General features: G+C 58.2%; 12 protein-coding genes. 3 read left to right on the plus strand and 9 right to left on the minus strand.

Translation table 11 applies throughout. The features are described 5' to 3' along the window. Nucleotides 1–2 precede the first annotated feature (2 nt). From BR83_RS0103145 to BR83_RS14920, 4 genes are all read right to left on the minus strand, one after another. Complete coding sequence (locus BR83_RS0103145; protein ID WP_027355853.1) at nucleotides 3–656, minus strand: HlyD family secretion protein; 654 nt, start codon at nucleotides 654–656, stop codon at nucleotides 3–5. 98 nt (nucleotides 657–754) lie between these two features. Further along, complete coding sequence (locus BR83_RS0103150) at nucleotides 755–3886, minus strand: efflux RND transporter permease subunit (protein WP_027355854.1); 3132 nt, start codon at nucleotides 3884–3886, stop codon at nucleotides 755–757. Between the two features lie 169 nt (nucleotides 3887–4055). Beyond that, a complete protein-coding gene (locus BR83_RS0103155) occupies nucleotides 4056–5258 on the minus strand; it encodes an efflux RND transporter periplasmic adaptor subunit (RefSeq protein WP_027355855.1) in 1203 nt (400 codons plus the stop codon). A gap of 69 nt (nucleotides 5259–5327) precedes the next feature. Continuing rightward, nucleotides 5328–5888: a MarR family winged helix-turn-helix transcriptional regulator gene (locus BR83_RS14920; protein ID WP_083543092.1), complete on the minus strand. Its 561-nt coding sequence runs from the start codon at nucleotides 5886–5888 to the stop codon at nucleotides 5328–5330. A 239-nt stretch (nucleotides 5889–6127) separates the two neighbouring features. Here BR83_RS14920 and BR83_RS0103170 point away from each other — a divergent pair, with 239 nt between their 5' ends. After that, a complete protein-coding gene (locus BR83_RS0103170) occupies nucleotides 6128–6379 on the plus strand; it encodes a ribbon-helix-helix domain-containing protein (protein ID WP_027355856.1) in 252 nt (83 codons plus the stop codon). Further along, nucleotides 6372–6785, plus strand: coding sequence for a type II toxin-antitoxin system VapC family toxin (locus BR83_RS14925; protein ID WP_242839615.1), 414 nt, complete (start codon nucleotides 6372–6374; stop codon nucleotides 6783–6785). The genes BR83_RS0103170 and BR83_RS14925 overlap by 8 nt, the downstream gene beginning before the upstream one ends. Nucleotides 6786–6927: 142 nt before the next feature. Here the strand turns inward: BR83_RS14925 and BR83_RS0103180 are convergent, their stop codons facing one another. After that, a complete protein-coding gene (locus BR83_RS0103180) occupies nucleotides 6928–8067 on the minus strand; it encodes a TolC family protein (protein ID WP_027355857.1) in 1140 nt (379 codons plus the stop codon). A 403-nt stretch (nucleotides 8068–8470) separates the two neighbouring features. Here BR83_RS0103180 and BR83_RS0103190 point away from each other — a divergent pair, with 403 nt between their 5' ends. Beyond that, nucleotides 8471–9391 (plus strand): DUF4351 domain-containing protein, encoded by a 921-nt coding sequence (locus BR83_RS0103190; protein ID WP_027355858.1) that lies wholly within the window; start codon nucleotides 8471–8473, stop codon nucleotides 9389–9391. 326 nt (nucleotides 9392–9717) lie between these two features. On the opposite strand, the gene BR83_RS0103195 is transcribed toward BR83_RS0103190, so the two are convergent. The 4 genes from BR83_RS0103195 to BR83_RS0103210 form a co-directional block, all read right to left on the minus strand. Beyond that, a complete protein-coding gene (locus BR83_RS0103195; RefSeq protein ID WP_034634347.1) occupies nucleotides 9718–10905 on the minus strand; it encodes an ABC transporter permease in 1188 nt (395 codons plus the stop codon). Further along, nucleotides 10902–12023: an HlyD family secretion protein gene (locus tag BR83_RS0103200; RefSeq protein WP_051617800.1), complete on the minus strand. Its 1122-nt coding sequence runs from the start codon at nucleotides 12021–12023 to the stop codon at nucleotides 10902–10904. The genes BR83_RS0103195 and BR83_RS0103200 overlap by 4 nt, the downstream gene beginning before the upstream one ends. Nucleotides 12024–12025: 2 nt before the next feature. Continuing rightward, a complete protein-coding gene (locus tag BR83_RS14930; protein WP_051617801.1) occupies nucleotides 12026–12703 on the minus strand; it encodes a TetR/AcrR family transcriptional regulator in 678 nt (225 codons plus the stop codon). A 206-nt stretch (nucleotides 12704–12909) separates the two neighbouring features. Beyond that, the gene (locus BR83_RS0103210; protein WP_027355861.1) at nucleotides 12910–15303 is read right to left on the minus strand and encodes a stalk domain-containing protein; all 2394 of its coding nucleotides are present in this window, start codon (nucleotides 15301–15303) and stop codon (nucleotides 12910–12912) included. Between the last annotated feature and the right edge of the window lie 56 nt (nucleotides 15304–15359).

The following is a 15359-nucleotide window of genomic DNA, read 5'->3' on the forward strand; positions in this document are numbered from 1 at the left end:
GGTCACCGGATATGAATCTTCACCCGGGCATTGGTGCCTACTTCCACATAATTGTCGGGATACTCATCGAACACGATCTTCACGGGCACCCGCTGCACCACCTTGGTAAAGCTACCCCCGGTGTTTGCGGGCAGCAGGGAGAAGGTGGAAAGGGAGGCCCGCCCTATGCGGGCCACGTGACCCGTAAACTTCTGCCCCGGCAGGACATCCAGGGTGATGTCCACCTTTTGACCCGGATGCACCTTCTTCAAGTCGGTCTCCTCGATATTGGCGGTGATATAGAGGGCTGACGGATCCACAACCATGATAACGGGCTGTCCCGGGGCGGCAATCTCACCCACGTGGGCCACTTTTTTAACCACCACACCGTTTACAGGCGAGCGCACCACGGCCAGGTCAATGCTGGCCGCCGGGGAGAGGGTGGTGTCGTCCAGGCGGGCCACAATATCCCCGGCCCTGACTGCCTGCCCCTCTTCCACATTGATCTCCAGCAGTTTACCGGACACCTGGGGACTCACCCGGTAAATATCCCCGTCGATACGGGCATCTTCGGTGGTGACGTAGTAGCGGTTCATATGCCAGTAGTAAAAGGATATGGCGGCAAGGACGGCCACCATCACCGCGGCCACGGCCAGCATAGCCTTTTTGTTTTTCATCCCGCACTCTCCCTTCTCTCTCTCTCTGGCTTCCGGCCTCCAACCTTATTTCCCACTTCCGGCCTCCAACCTTATTTCCCACTTCCGGCCTCCAACCTCTAACCTCTATTCCCGGCCTCCAGGCGGGCGGTCCGTCTCCCGGCCCACCGGGCCTGCCAGCGCTCCTTCCAGTCATCCAGGATGGTGTAAATGACGGGTACCAGCACCAGGGTGATGAGGGTGGAGAAGGCCAGTCCCCCGGCCACCACCGTGGCCATGGGCGCCTGCCCCTCGGAGCCCTCGCCGATGCCCAGGGCCATGGGCAGCATGGCCAGGATGGCCGTGAGCGCCGTCATCAGGATGGGGCGCAGCCGGACGGGGCCGGCCTGCAGGATGGCCTCCCGCCTTTCCAGGCCCCGGCGGCGCAGGGTATTGACGTAGTCCACGAAAACGATGGCGTTCTTCACCACAATACCCACCAGCATGATCACGCCGATGAAGGCAGGTACGGAAAAGGCCCGCCCCGTTACCAGCAGGCTGAAGGTTACCCCCACTATGGTCACGGGCACGGAAAACATGATGATGAAGGGGTAGAGCAGGGACTCGAACTGGGCCACCATCACCAGGTAGACCAGGACCACCGCCAGTATCAGGGCCAGGCTCAGGTCGCCAAAGGTCTCGGCCATCTGCTCCTGCTCACCGCTGAATTCCACGGTGTATCCCGGAGGCAGGGAGAGGCCTTTCAACCCGGCCTGGATATCCTTGATCACACTGCCCAGGTCCCGCCCCGCCAGCTGGGCGGTAACGGTTACCAGCCGGGTCTGGTCCTGCCGGTCAATGGCGTGGGGCCCCCGGGTTTCCACTATTTCCGCCACCTGGCTTAAAGGTACGGACGCACCGGTGGGGGATAAAATGGTCAGGGTTGATAAATCGGGCAGGCGGGTGACCGCACCATCGCGAAGCTGCACCCGGATGTCCACCTCTTCCCCGCCGGTGCGGTAGCGGGTGGCCACAGTGCCTTCAACGGCCGTGCGCACGGTGGAGGCCACCTCGGCCGGGGAAAGCCCGCAGGCTGCCGCCCGGTCCCGGTGAACCAGCACCTGCACCTCGGGGCGGCCCTCCTGGAGGCTGCTGGTCACCTCCCGGGTGCCGGGGACGCGGCGCACCACCTCCGCCACCCGGTCGCCCAGCCGGGTGAGGGTGCCCATATCATCGCCCCGCACCTGGATCTGCACCGGGGCGGTGCCGCCCATCATCCCGCTCTGATCTTCCATGGCGCTCACCTTGATTTTGGCGCCGGGAATATCTTTAAACCTCTGGCGCAGTATTTCCGCCACCTCATCGGCGGTAACGCTGCGCCGGGACTTATCCACCAACTGCAGGGTGATCTGGGCAACGTCGGTGGAGCTTTCCCCCCACATGCCCTGGGTGCCGGTAAAGCCCACACCGGTAAACACGCTCTCCACCCAGGGGTCCTGCACCATTTTCTCTATGCGCGTGGCCACCCGGTTGGTCTCCTCCAGGGAGGTTCCCCGGGGCATTTCCACGGTAATGTTTACCTGCCCCTGGTCCATGGAGGGCATGAACTCAAAGCCCACCAGGGGGAAAGCCGCCACGCTCAGGACAACAAGCACCGTCACGGTGGCGATCACCCGCCGCCGGTGGTTCAGGGCCCATTCCAGGAGCCGGCGGTAAGCGCTGTTCAAGTTGTTGAACCAGCGCTCGGAAAGCCTGTACAGCCTGTGCCAGCTCCTCTCCCCGGCTGCATCTCCCGCCGGCGCCTCTTCCAGGTGCAGCCAGCGGCTGGACATCAATGGCACCAGGGTCAGGGCCACAATCAGGGAGGTGAAAATGGAGAACGACACCGTCAGGGCCAGGGGGGTGAACACCTGCGCCGCCAGGCCCTGGACGAAAACCACCGGCAGGAACACGGCCATGGTGGTCAGGGTGGAGGCAATTACCGCGCTGCCCACCTCACTGGTGCCCACCAGGGCGGCGTCCACCAGGCTGTAACCCAGCTGGCGGTGGCGGTAAATGTTCTCCAGCACCACAATGGCGTCATCCACAATCAGGCCGACCCCCAGGGCCAGCCCGCCCATGGTGATCAGGTTGAGGGTCATGTCGTTGAAGTAAATGAGCACAAAAGTGCCGATGATGGAAATGGGTATGGACGTGGAAATGATCAGCGTGCTGCGCAGGTTGCGCAGGAATATCCACATCACCAGCATGGCCAGGAAACCGCCCACCATGATTTCCTTGACCACGTGGCTGATGCTCCGCTCCACAAATTCCGACTGGTCCATGACCACATGAAAGTCGACCCCGGGCAGTTCCTTTTTCAGCTCGTCCAGGGCCTCGCGCACCGCCCGGGCCACCTGGACCGTATTGGCGCCGCTCTGCTTCTGGATGTAGACCGTCAGGCCGGGCTTGCCGTCCACCCGGCTGTACTGGGTGACCTCTTTAAACCCGTCTTCGACCCGGGCCACATCCTCCAGGTGTACCGGCTGGCCTCCCGGGGCGCCCACCACCACCCGGCGCACCTCATCCAGATCCCGGAATTCGCCGGTTACCCGCACCAGCAGGTCTTTCGTTCCTTCCTGCACCGTGCCCCCGGATATATTCAGGTTCTCCGCGGCCAGTGCCTGGGTCAGGCTGTTCAGGGTCAGGCCATAACCGGCCAGGCGCTCCGGGTCCACCAGCACCCGGATCTCCCGCTCCATACCGCCGGCAGACCAGACGCTGGCCACCCCGCCGACGCGCTCCAGCCGGGGCTGGATAATATCATCGGTAATCTGCTTCAATTCCCGGGCATCCGCGGCGGACAGGGCCAGCTGCATGATGGGCATCATGTTGGGGTCCATTTTGACGGTCATGGGTGCTTTGGCCCCCGAGGGCAGGTACTGCCGGATCAGATCAACTTTTTCCCGGATCTGCAGGGCAGCGTAGTTCATATCCGTGCCCCAGTCAAACATGAGGACAATGGTGGAAACACCCATGCTGCTGGTGGACCGGATGGTATCCAGGTTGCTCACCGTAGCCAGGATGGACTCCAGGGGCCGGGTGACCTGCTGCTCCACTTCCTCCGGCCCCGCCCCGGGATATTCGGTGACCACCGCGGCCACGGGCAGGTTCATTTCGGGCCACAGGTCGATGGCCAGGCGGCTTAAAGAAACGCCGCCCAGGATCAGCAGTACGGTTACCAGCACGGCCACCAGCATGGGGCGCTGGATGGATACATCGGTAATTTTCATTCAATGAACCTCCTGCGAAAGCACGGCGAGAATTAAAAAATTCGCCTTTAGCACGGGGATGACCGGCGCCTTTGGAACCGTATATTTCCGGTTGGCCCCGTTTGTTTCGCCGGGGCACGGGCGTCGCCGGTGACGGGGGCCGCGCCCGTGACGGCGGGGCCGGCCCCAGTCAGTTCCTGACCGTCACCCTGGCTCCATCCTGCAGGCTCTCCTGGCCGGCGGTAACCACCTCTTCCCCCGCCTTCAGGCCGGAAATAACGGCAATGTACCTGCCGTCCGATTCTCCCGCCTTTATCTCGCAGCGCTGGACTTTGCCCTGTTTGACCACCCACACGTAATCCCGCTCCCCGTCTTTTACCACCGCTTCCCGGGGGACCAGGAGCTGTTTTTGTTCCCCATTGGGCAGCTGAACCTCGGCAAACATACCCGGTTTCAGGACGTGTTTGGGGTTGTCAATTTCCACCTTGATGGGAAACGATTTGGTGGCCGGATCGGCAGCGGGTGCAATACTGGTGATCACACCGGTAAAGGGCCGGTCCGAAACGGCACTGATTCTGACCTGCACTTTATCCCCTTTATTCAACTGATTGATATATGTTTCACCCACCACAGCCCTGACCAGCACCCGGTCTATATTGGCCAGGGTAAGCAGGGGCTGAGTGGCAGCCATTTCTCCCGGATTGATGTTCCGGGCGGTAACCACCCCGCTGAAGGGTGCTTTGATAAAACTGTCTTCATAGCTGGATTGGGCCAGGGCCAGCTGCGCCCGGGCACTGGACACAGCTGCCTGCTGCACTTTAACCACGGCCCGGGCCTGTTCCACCTGCGCGGGAGCAGTGCCCTCCAGCGCCTGCTTTGCCTGCTTGTAGGGAAGTTCATACTGGCCCTCAAAAACAGCCGGTGGAATGGCACCGGCAGCCAGGAGCTCTTTGCCCCGTTTATAGTTGGCCTCCGCATTGGTAAAATTGATCCGGGCGTTCTCCAGGGCCGCCTGCGCCGCCTTCAGCCCCGCCTGCGCCTGGGACAGGGCTGCTTCGGCCTGGGCTAAGGCAGCTTTTGCCTGGGCCACCCGGTCGGCCAGGTCTTTATTCTCCAGGGTGACCAGCACCTGCCCGGCGCTGACCCTGTCCCCCACATCCACATGTACCCTGGCCACCTTACCGGGGACTTTGGTTACAATGCTGGCGGTCTGCACGGCCTCCAGCTTGCCGCTCACCACCACCCGGTTATCCAGCTGCCCCACGGCCGCCTTTGCCGTGCTGACCGTTACGGGGCCCGCGTTGGCCTGACCTCCCTCCTGCTCTTTCCCGCACCCGACCGCCAGCAACAGGAAAATCAGAAAAACAGCCAGGGATATTTTTACACTGCGCATTTTCCCCATCACTCTCCCCAGTCCAAAAATCAAAGCTCAGACAATCCCTGCTTCACAGAATAAATGGAATTATGAGTCCGACTGACGTTTTCCCAGCGCGCAGCCGTCGCCCCCGGAAGCGCCGGCCCCGGCGGGGCCCTGTTGCTCGACAGACCCGGGCTGGCCGCGCCTTTCCCCGGCTGCTCCCGGTTCGTCCCGCTCTAATATGGACAGCAGCTTTTCGTAGATGCGCAGTAACTGCTCCAGATCCTCTTCCGGCAGCTGGCCCAGGTATTTTTCCATCACCCGCCTCCTGGTATTCAGGCAGGAGTGGACGACCTCCCTCCCCCTGGGGGTGAGCTCCAGCCAGACCACGCGGCGGTCGTTCTCATCCCGGCGCCGCTGGACGTAGCCGGCCCGGCACAGCCTGTCCACCAGGGCGGTGATGGCGCTCAAGGACACACCCAGGTTGCCTGCCACTTCGGACACGCTCACGCGCTCACGGCGCAGTATGCACATGAGCACCCCGAACTGGCTGGCGGTCAGCCCCTCCACCAGCTGCTGGTCCATCTTGCTGTGCAGCCGCCTGGACACATGATTTACCACCTGCTCCAGCCTGTCCAGGCAGGCGGATAATTTAGGGTTACTCACCTCCGTCACCCTTCCCACCGAAAAATTTAAAGTCGCAAATTGTTCGTCAAGTTAAGTATATGTATACAAGGAAGACCCTGTCAACAAAAAATGATGCAGTTAATAGCTTCCAAATACTATGGAGCCCGCCAGTTTGTCATCAACACCCCGGGGAAAAATTATGTGAAATTGTACAGGGAAGCAGACCTTATTGACGAAAGCGAGCTATAACATTATAATGTTGGCAGAGGTGATGTTTGATGCACCGCACCCAAATTTACCTCCGCCCCGAACAGCACAGGGCACTGCTGGATGAAGCGGCAAAAAAGGGCATCTCGCTCGCCGAGCTGATACGGCAAATCGTTTCTGAACATCTGGAAAGGCAGGAAAGGAAGGCTCCGAAAGAGGCATTCCTGCGGATTATAGGCATGGGGGCAAGCGGCAGAAAAGACGTTTCCGAGCTGCACGACTACTATCTGGCGGAGGTACTGGACCGTGGCCATAATGGTTGATACAGGCGCCTGGTACGCGGTTTGCGACATCTCGGATCGAAACCATGAGCGGGCGAGGAACTTTTATGAAAAGGTAGCCGGCGAAGTCCCGCTTCTAACGACCGTTGCCATCCTGGTAGAAACATGGGCTTTACTGGCCGCCTGCCTGGGCCGTCATGCCGCCCAGGCCTTCTGGCAAATGCTGCGCGAAACCGGCACTCCCGTAGTCGCCCTGGAACAGCCGGACCTGGAGGCAGCCTGGCAGATAATGCATGCCTTCCCCGACCAGGATTTCAGTTTTACAGATTGCACCACTTTCGCTGTTATGGAGAGGCTGCGCATTGACCGGGTCTTTACTTTCGACCGTCACTTCCTGGTCTACCGCTACGGTCCCGGCAGGAGGAAAGCTTTCATTTGCGAGCCGTGACCCCTGCATTTAAATAACCATCATCACCACGCGAGGCCTGTTAAGGTTCCAGTCTACCATACGGGTCAGGCTGGAAGGAAGCCCTTAACTGGTGAAACAATAGCCCCCTGCCCGTATGGGAAAGGGGGCTTTTAACCGCCAGCTACCGGCCCTGGGTGCTCCCCGAAGCCCCGCCGCCCGTGCCGCTGCCACCGGCAACAGCCAGGCTGATGTAAGCCCAGGGCTTTTCAAAGGCCAGCTTGAGGTAGGCGTGCTGGCAGGCCGCCTCCAGCGCCTTCTGCCGGGCCTGAGCCAGGGCCGCCTCGGCAGCCGCCACCTCGGCCCGGGTGGCCATACCCACGTCGTATTTAACCTTCGTCACCCGCAGGTTTTCTTCGGCGGTTTTAACCCCTTCCTGCAGGGACCGGTAGGACTCTTCCAGGCTTTTGGCATTGTAGTAGAGGGACCGGGTGACCTCTTCCAGCATCTTTTTAGCACTGGCGGCGTCCAGCTCGGCCTGCTCCACTTCAATTTTTCTTGCTTCGTAGGGCCGGTACTCGCCGGTATAGAACATCATGTCCTCAAGGTATTTCTGCAGGGTCACTTTTTCATTGGCCAGCCAGACGGTGGGGCTCTCGGAAACTATCCGGCCCACCTCCACGTTTACATCGGGAACCTCCAGGGGGGCAAAATTCACGCCGTCCACCAGCACCGGGCGGTCCTGGGGCCACAGGCCCACCAGCTGGTTGAAAGAGGCATAGGCGTTGTCGAGATCGTTTTTCGCCGCTTCCAGGGCAGCCTTAGCTCCGGCCAGCTGCGACTCCGCCGCCAGCAGGTCAGCCTGCGGGATCATTCCCACCAGGAAACTGACCCGCGCCCTTCGCACATCCCAGTCAGCCTTCTGCAGCCCCGCTTCCGCCACTCTAACTTTTTCCTGTGCAACAAGAACATCCCAGTATTTCCTGCACGCGTCCAGGGCCACCTCGTCCTGCTCGGCGGTCAGATTTTTTTTGGCCATGCGCCAGGTCAGGTCGGCAGTCAGCAGTTTGGCCCAGGCCATCTCCACGTACTTGTTACCAGGCGGTGCTGTGGGCACATAATCCAACTGATCCGCACTTTCTTCACGCAGCTTGTAGGTACGGTCGATTTCCTTTTCTGCCTTCTTCACCGCTTCGCTGTGTTCCAGGGCCATGGCAATAGCCTGGTTCAGGGTCAGCTCGGGCGTGGCCGGCTCCTTGGCCCAGGCAGAGGGTGGTACGAGCAAAGAAGCTATGAGGATAAACACTGTGAGAATGCGGCCCAAGTTTCAGCCCTCCTTTTTCCTGTTCGGTTTCAACTCGTTAAATTATTGTTAAACCGTTTAACTAATTTTCACCCCCAGTATACCCCTGGCAAACAGGTGCAGTCAAGGTTTTTTCGTCCTCGGGGACCATGATTTTCACATCATTCCGGGAGACGATGCCCGGATGGTTTTTGTACATTTTTAATGAATTTCGTGCGAGCAGGTCCTTACAACCTCTGCTCCGGGAGACTTTTCAAACACTTTTCCCAGATCGTCAAACAGGGAACAGGCCACCGGGGTAACCATACCGCCATAATGGTGGCCGTACCGGCCACCGCGGGCAGCATGATTTCGTTTTTACCGCCAACACATCTATATGTTGCCATCCCGCACCGGCTCTGTTAAGATCAAGGTGGTGATGGTAATGGCAGATGCCCTTCCGGGAAACAAATACGACATAACCATAAAAGAACTCTTCGCCAACAGCGAAGAAGAACTGGTCGGTTTTTTTGCCAGCATGAGAGCGGAAGTCATCAGGCATTTGAACATCGAGTTCCCCAGGGTGGAGATCAAGAGAAGCGACCTCATCCTGGAGTGCCGGACCGAATTCGGACCCGCCGCCGTGCACCTGGAATTCCAGAGCACCAACGACGGCGACATCCCCTTCCGCATGCTGAGATACGCAACGGAACTGCAGCAGAAATACAGGCTGCCCGTTTACCAGATCCTCATTTATTTCGGTGAGCGGGAAATGACCATGGCCGACGGCCTGGAATACAGTTTCGGTCCGCAAAACCACCTGGATTACCGGTACAGGGCCGTCGACCTGGGCAGCATATCCCGGGAGGAAATCAAAAAGACAAATAACTATACACTTTATGCACTGCTGCCACTGGCCGACAGACCGAGAAGAAGGCAGCACCCGGAGGCCTTTTTACGGGAATGCGTGCTGGATATCATGCAGGCTTCCGTCACCACGGAGGAAAAAAGAAAGACCCTCCTGCGAGCGGAGATATTTGCCGGTCTGTATTTTGAAGAGAAAATTATCGAACAAATCTTCCGGGAGGTAGAAACCATGCTGAACATCGAAGAATCGGCCGGTTATCAGCGGATTTTCAAAAAGGGTGTCGAAAAGGGAATACAGCAAGGCATGGAGAAGGGTATGGAGAAGGGGAGGCAGGACACCCTCAGGGAAAATGTGTTAAGGCTCCTGCACAAAAAGTTCAAGAAAATACCCCGCCCCTATGTGGATAAAATTAAGTCCCTCGATGAATACGCCCTGGGGCTGATCCTGGATAATATCTTTGAAATAAACACTCTCTCCGACCTGGAGGAGTACCTCTAGCGATGGACACCCTTGCCTTTGGCTAGCAAACCCGTGCTGCCTCGCCTGCAGTAGATTTTTACCACCAAGTTAACGCCCATGCCGGGTGCACATCGAGTAGGAGGGGGTAGCTAGCCCCCTCCTCTCACACTACCTTATCAATTATTTTCAATGAGGTTGACCTTTGCCTTTTTTGTTCCTTCTCGCCATATTTATTTCCAGCGCTTGTTAGGGAATAGACCACCGGGATAGCCACACCGCCACAATAGTTACTGCTCATCGACCGGAAAAGGCGGAAATGCCGGCCCGCTTCAGCTGAAAAACCATCCCCTTTTTCGGGACGGTTTTCAAGAATCAGTTGGGCTTGCATGCTCATACTGCCTGTACTGCCGGGCGAAGAAAAATATGGACAGGGGCAGGAAAACGATGGACAAACCGGCCAGGACGGCCAGATCACGGGCCAGCACCGGCAGGCCCGCTCCCATCAGGGCAATATCCCGCAGGTTGCCGGCAAAGTAGGTCAGCGGGAGCGCCGCTGAGACGGCGCGGGCCACGGGCGGCATGGCTTCCACCGGCCAGGTATAGCCGGAAAACAGAAACGACGGCACGGCCACCAGCATGGCCAGCTGGGTGGCTTCCAGCTCGCTGCGGCAGACCACCGAAAGGAAAATACCCAGGGCGTGTATGCCGGCAAAGAAAAGCAGCTCCAGCAGTCCCAGCAACGGCAGGTTCCCCCGGAAGGGAATCTGGAACAGGGTGAAAACCATCAGCAATACACCGTTTAAAGTGGCCAGGTTTACCGCCAGGTAGGGAACAACCTTGCCCAGCACCACCGCCGGGGCGGAAATGCCGGCTCGTTTCAGCTCGCCAAGGGTACCCGCTTCCTTCTCCCGGCTTACGGCCACGGCCACGTAAAGCAGGGCGATTTGCTGCAAAGCAGTGGCCACCAGGCCCAGAAGCAAAAAATTGGTATAGTTAAAGGTAGGGTTGTACCAGACCCGCAAGCGTAAACTCAAAGGAAGGGCGGTATCCAGTGCCCTTGACGGCAGCATGCCCTGCCCTTCCATTCTGGCCACGCTCACCCCGGCTGAGAGGGTGCCGGTAATCTCGGAAGCGGCGGCCAGCACTGCATTGCTGTACAGCATGTTGGTACCGTTGACTATGACCAGCAGGGGCGATGCCCGCCCGCTCTTCACCTGCTGCTGGAAATCGGGCGGGATGACCAGTGCCGCTATCGCCCTGCGGGCCTCCAGCACCTGCCTCAGCTCCGCTTCACTGTACACGTAGCCCACCAGGTGGAATTTCTGCGAGTCCCCAAAGGCCTGTATTACTTCACGGCTCATTCCCGTATTGTTCTGGTCGTAAACCACGGTGGGTATCTCCGTGATTACATGGCGGCTGTATAAAATCCCAAACATGCTGATGTATAGAAAGGGAACCACCACCATAACAGCCGTCAACCGGCGGTTGCCCCGCATGTAGACCCATTCCCGCCGGGCTACATAAGCGATCTGGCTCAAAATGCCCCTTTTCACTCAAAATTCACCTCGACCATCATGCCGGGCCATAATGAGGGATTGTTTAAAGACACCTTCACGTTAAAGGCCATAATATCCTTATCGCCCCGCTCGTTGGTGGCCCGGTAGGTGGCAAAATCCGCTTTTTTATTGATGGCTGTTACCTTACCCTTGAATTTTTTCCCCGGAAAGGCTGCGCTGGTCACCGTTACCTCTTTTTTCAAGGATATTTTGCCGAGCATCGTTTCCGGTACTTTTACATCCACCCAGTTCCTGTCCCGGGCAGTAATGGTTAACAGGGGCATTCCGGTGGAAACCATCTCTCCCTGCTCCACGTTACGGGAAGTAACCGTACCCGCCATTGGCGCCCTGAGCTGCGTTTCCAAAAGGTTGGCCCGGACCTCCTGCAATTCCGCTTTGGCCCGCTGGTAAGCAGCCCGGGCCGAGTTCAGGTCGGCCTCCGCCGCCGCCCGGGCCGCCATGGCCGTAGCCAGCTCAGCACGGTAAACATTCACCTGGTCCTTCTGCGCCTTTGCCGCCGCCAGATCGGCCCGGGCCGCCTCCAGGGCTGCGTTGGCCGCAGCCAGCTTGTTTCTGGCCTCATCCAGCTGCTGGGCGGTGGCAGCACCATTCTGGTACAAAACCTCAATGCGCTTGTAGGTCTGCCCGGCCAGGGAAGCGTCCTCCCGGGCCTTTTCCAGACCGGCCTGCGCCCTGGCCAGGGCGGCGTCGGCACTCTCACTGACGGCACCCAGGGCCGCCCGGGCCTTGGCGGCAGCCGCTTCCGCCGCTTCCATGCCGGCCTTTGCCTTTTGCATGGCCGCACCGGCCGCTTCCACCGCCGCCAGTGCCGCCTTTTCCTTTGCCCTGAGATCCGTACTATCGATTTCGGCCACCAGCTGGCCCTGGGCCACGCTATCCCCTTCGCGGACCAGCAGTTTGACCACCCGGCCGGGTATCTTGGTAGTTACATCCACCTCCGGGGCATTGACCATTCCGCTAAAGGGACCCTTCTCAAGGGTCGCTGATCCGGTACTGGCGCACCCGTTTAAAAACAGGGCTACGCAAAACAAAACAAGAAATATTACGCAAACCAGAAGAAAACCAGGCTTTTGTTTTTCATTTCGGGCCATCATAATTAATCCTCCGTTTTATCCACCCCGGTTTGTTTTACCTCAAAAGATACCCCGGGTGACAGAATGCCGTAAAAAACCAGGTCCAGCACGTGTTCCAGGTGCTCCTGCAACATTTCCGGGTCCAGGATGTCCCGGGGCCAGAGGAACTGAAGCATCTCGCGGCGGGAAAAATAGTTCAGGCAAAGACCGCTGACGCTGATCACCAGCCGGCGGATGTCCACGTCTTTGCGGAAAATCCCTTCCTGAATCCCTTGCTGTAAAATACTTTCCAGGTCTTCCAGACCGGCATTGAGTACGTCCGGCAAAACCCGGCGGGCATGCCGGCCGCCCTGGAGGGTTTCCCAGCTGATTAACCTGACCACATCCGGGTTTGCGGCGAGAAAATAAAAATACTGGGTTATAACCGCCCTCGCCCGGGACAGGACATCCCCCTTCCCCGCCAGCACCTCCCGGCTTAAAGAAAAAATGCGGCTGAAACTGTCCCTTAAAACCGCCAGATAAAGGCCTTCCTTGCTGCCGTAATAATGATAAACCATGCGTTTGTTCACCCGAGCCATCGCCACAATTTCATCTACCCGGGCGGCATTGTAACCTTTAGCCGCAAAAACGCTCCGGGCGGCTTCCAGGATCCGGGCTTTTGTGGTCCCTGCGTCCCTGGTGCGGTTAACACGCGACTCCATGATCACCACCCTTGGTAACTAATTGGTTACTTGTCACTTTCGTTTTACCAGAACTCAGGCAACCTGTCAACTCAAAAAAGAAAGGAGCAGAAACCTGCCGGTCCCTACTCCATGACTTGAAAAACCCAGACAAAAACAACTGGAGACACAAAGAAAAAAACCGGGCTGGAATCATCATGTGCTCCAGCCCGGTTTGCCTTAGCGGCTTACAGGGTCATGGTGACGGTCTGTTCGGTGGGATCCCAGTTGACCTGAGCACCCAGGGCCTGGGCAACCCAGCGGAAGGGCAACATGGTCCGGCCGTTGGTGATCTCAGCTTTAACGTCCATGGTCACGCCCACGCCGTTAACCAGCATGACATTGCTGCCGATGGTGAACTGGACCACCTTATCGCCCTTGATCAGAGTCACTTTGCCGCCGCTGAACAGGATGTTCTCAGGAGCCACACCCACGGCCTGGGCGGAGTAGCGCACCGGGATGTAGGTCCGGCCGTTCTTGATATACGGGGCCACATCCATGGTCTGCTCCGCACCGTTCACGGTGAACTTGGTGTCGCCGACTTTGAAGACCACGGTAGCCTTCTGCTCACCGGGCGCAGGGGTGGTGACCTTAGCGTTTACCGTCTTGGCAGCAGTAGAGGTCTTCGGGAAGATCTTGCCGTCTTCACCAAGCTGGAACGCCTCGAAGCCGTCTATTTCCACCTTGTCGTATGCGTCTAGATTCGGGTCACCGTAGTAATCCCGAACTTCCTCCAGGTCGTTTACTTCTGCCACGGCCGCGCCTTTCACTTTGACGACGATATCGCCTTCAGGCACCGTGCGGTCACAAATGTACTGAATTCCCGTCACCTTGATGGTGCTGGGTTCGCTGCTCTTTCCGTCGATAGGAATTACGAGCCAGTTGTCGTCCGTGCCGCCGTCCGCCTTGGTGCGAACACCGCCTTCGTCAATGTCCAGGTCACCTTCCACGACCTCCACCTTGGGTGTGCTGGCAAAGCGGACACCTTCGGGCAGGTCGATAACCAGATCCTTATCGTCTTTAATAGCACCATCGACAGTCTCGGTGATGGTCAAGTCACCGGCGTCGCTCACGGTACCGATCTTAACCTCGGGAACATTATCCGCAGTGATGGTGACCGGTGTGACGACCTTGGCAACCGTGATCTCGCCAGACAGCCCCGCGGTACCGCTGACCTCAATCACCAGGTCCCCGGTAAACCCGGGCTCCAGGACAACTTCCATGTCCTCGAGTTCGAGCTCGGCAGCTTCAGTCGACTCACCGTCCACTTTCCACTTGGCCGACCGCCCGTCCGTTCCCGGGAAGCCCGCGAATTCCAGATCGACACCACTATCGCTGTCCTCATCGATCTTGCCCCACTTGGCGTTGCTGGGCAGAGTGAGAATGATGGTACGGCCACTCACCAAGCTACCCTTTACGGATTCCTTAATGACAATGTCTCCAATCTCCTGCTCTGTCATACCCGCCATTACCGTTGGAACATCCTTGACGGAAATGGAGGTTTCGTATTCACCGTACTCCGCAACCACAATCTCGCTCTGGTCGCAGTCGCTCTCGCCGCGAACCTTGACCGTCACGTCGCCGGGCTGCGCATCGGTTTCATCCTCGACTTCGATATTCAGCGTCAGCTCGATGCAGGCAGCCTCATCTGATTCGTTATTTACAGCAATGATGAGTTCGTCGTCATCCGGGTAGACAACCAAGTCGAAATCAGAGTCTCCTACATCATTTTTGTCCGTACTGACCTCAACATCATCAGCCTTACCGTCCCCGTCAGTGTCCCGCCAACCGCCCCAGACGAGGTTTACGTTTATGTCGGTGGTCATCCACTCGAAGCCGCTGGGCAGCACGAGCTTCAGGCTCTCGGTGTCTTTTTCCAGGGCGCCGGAGACGTCCTCTTTGATGCGGATCTTGATCGGGTCACCTGTGGTGTCATTGCTGAAGCTCGGAACGTTCGTTACCTCGAGGGAGACCTTACCCTCGCTGGACACACGACCAACTACCACCGTGCCGTCCGGAAAACCGGAACCGCTGGGGGCATCGGCCACCAACTTGACATCGCCGTCGAACCCGCTGTCAATGTAGACAGCACCGAGGTGCAGGAACAGGTAGATACCATCTGCACCGGGGTTTTCTATGTTGTTAACAGTTATTTTAATTTCATTTTCGTCCAGGTAGGTAACCTTTACATCATCCGCGCTGAGGCAGTTATAATCGCCTGCGTACCTCTCGGGTACCTCGATAAAGTTGGGGTAATCTGCGTAGACTGACGACGATACAACAGCATCGTCCCACTGGGTCTGCCCCATTACTTCGTCTTGTTCGGGTCCATTCTTTCCATCTTCATCGTAGACGAACTGGAAATCCTCGGGCAGGCGGAAAGTCACCGAGTCGCCGGCTTTAATGGAACCGGGCGTGATATCCACCTTCACGGTGCCGAGCTCCTGCACCTTATCATCATTTACCGTGGGTGTCTGCAACGCCGTGTACTCCCCGGCTGCAAAGGCTGTTCCCACCGGCAACATGGTAACCAGCAAAGCCAGCACCGCCAGGATGGCAATAAGTTTCCTGGATTTACGCATCCAGTTTTAACCTCCTTATAAAAGTTTCTCGTTGCTTTTCTTTCCACGTCGTACCT

Origin of the sequence: Desulfofundulus thermocisternus DSM 10259, assembly GCF_000686645.1 — a bacterium.
In the GTDB taxonomy this organism is placed as follows: Bacteria; Bacillota; Desulfotomaculia; order Desulfotomaculales; family Desulfovirgulaceae; genus Desulfofundulus; species Desulfofundulus australicus.

What these genes read in the sequence shown, in the direction of transcription:
- BR83_RS0103145 (WP_027355853.1), bottom strand. Translation starts at nt 656, where the DNA reads ATGAAAAACAAAAAGGCTATGCTGGCCGTGGCCGCGGTGATGGTGGCC.
- BR83_RS0103150 (WP_027355854.1), bottom strand. Translation starts at nt 3,886, where the DNA reads ATGAAAATTACCGATGTATCCATCCAGCGCCCCATGCTGGTGGCCGTG.
- BR83_RS0103155 (WP_027355855.1), bottom strand. Translation starts at nt 5,258, where the DNA reads ATGCGCAGTGTAAAAATATCCCTGGCTGTTTTTCTGATTTTCCTGTTG.
- BR83_RS0103170 (WP_027355856.1), top strand. Translation starts at nt 6,128, where the DNA reads ATGCACCGCACCCAAATTTACCTCCGCCCCGAACAGCACAGGGCACTG.
- BR83_RS14925 (WP_242839615.1), top strand. Translation starts at nt 6,372, where the DNA reads ATGGTTGATACAGGCGCCTGGTACGCGGTTTGCGACATCTCGGATCGA.
- BR83_RS0103190 (WP_027355858.1), top strand. Translation starts at nt 8,471, where the DNA reads ATGGCAGATGCCCTTCCGGGAAACAAATACGACATAACCATAAAAGAA.
- BR83_RS0103200 (WP_051617800.1), bottom strand. Translation starts at nt 12,023, where the DNA reads ATGATGGCCCGAAATGAAAAACAAAAGCCTGGTTTTCTTCTGGTTTGC.
- BR83_RS14930 (WP_051617801.1), bottom strand. Translation starts at nt 12,703, where the DNA reads ATGGAGTCGCGTGTTAACCGCACCAGGGACGCAGGGACCACAAAAGCC.
- BR83_RS0103210 (WP_027355861.1), bottom strand. Translation starts at nt 15,303, where the DNA reads ATGCGTAAATCCAGGAAACTTATTGCCATCCTGGCGGTGCTGGCTTTG.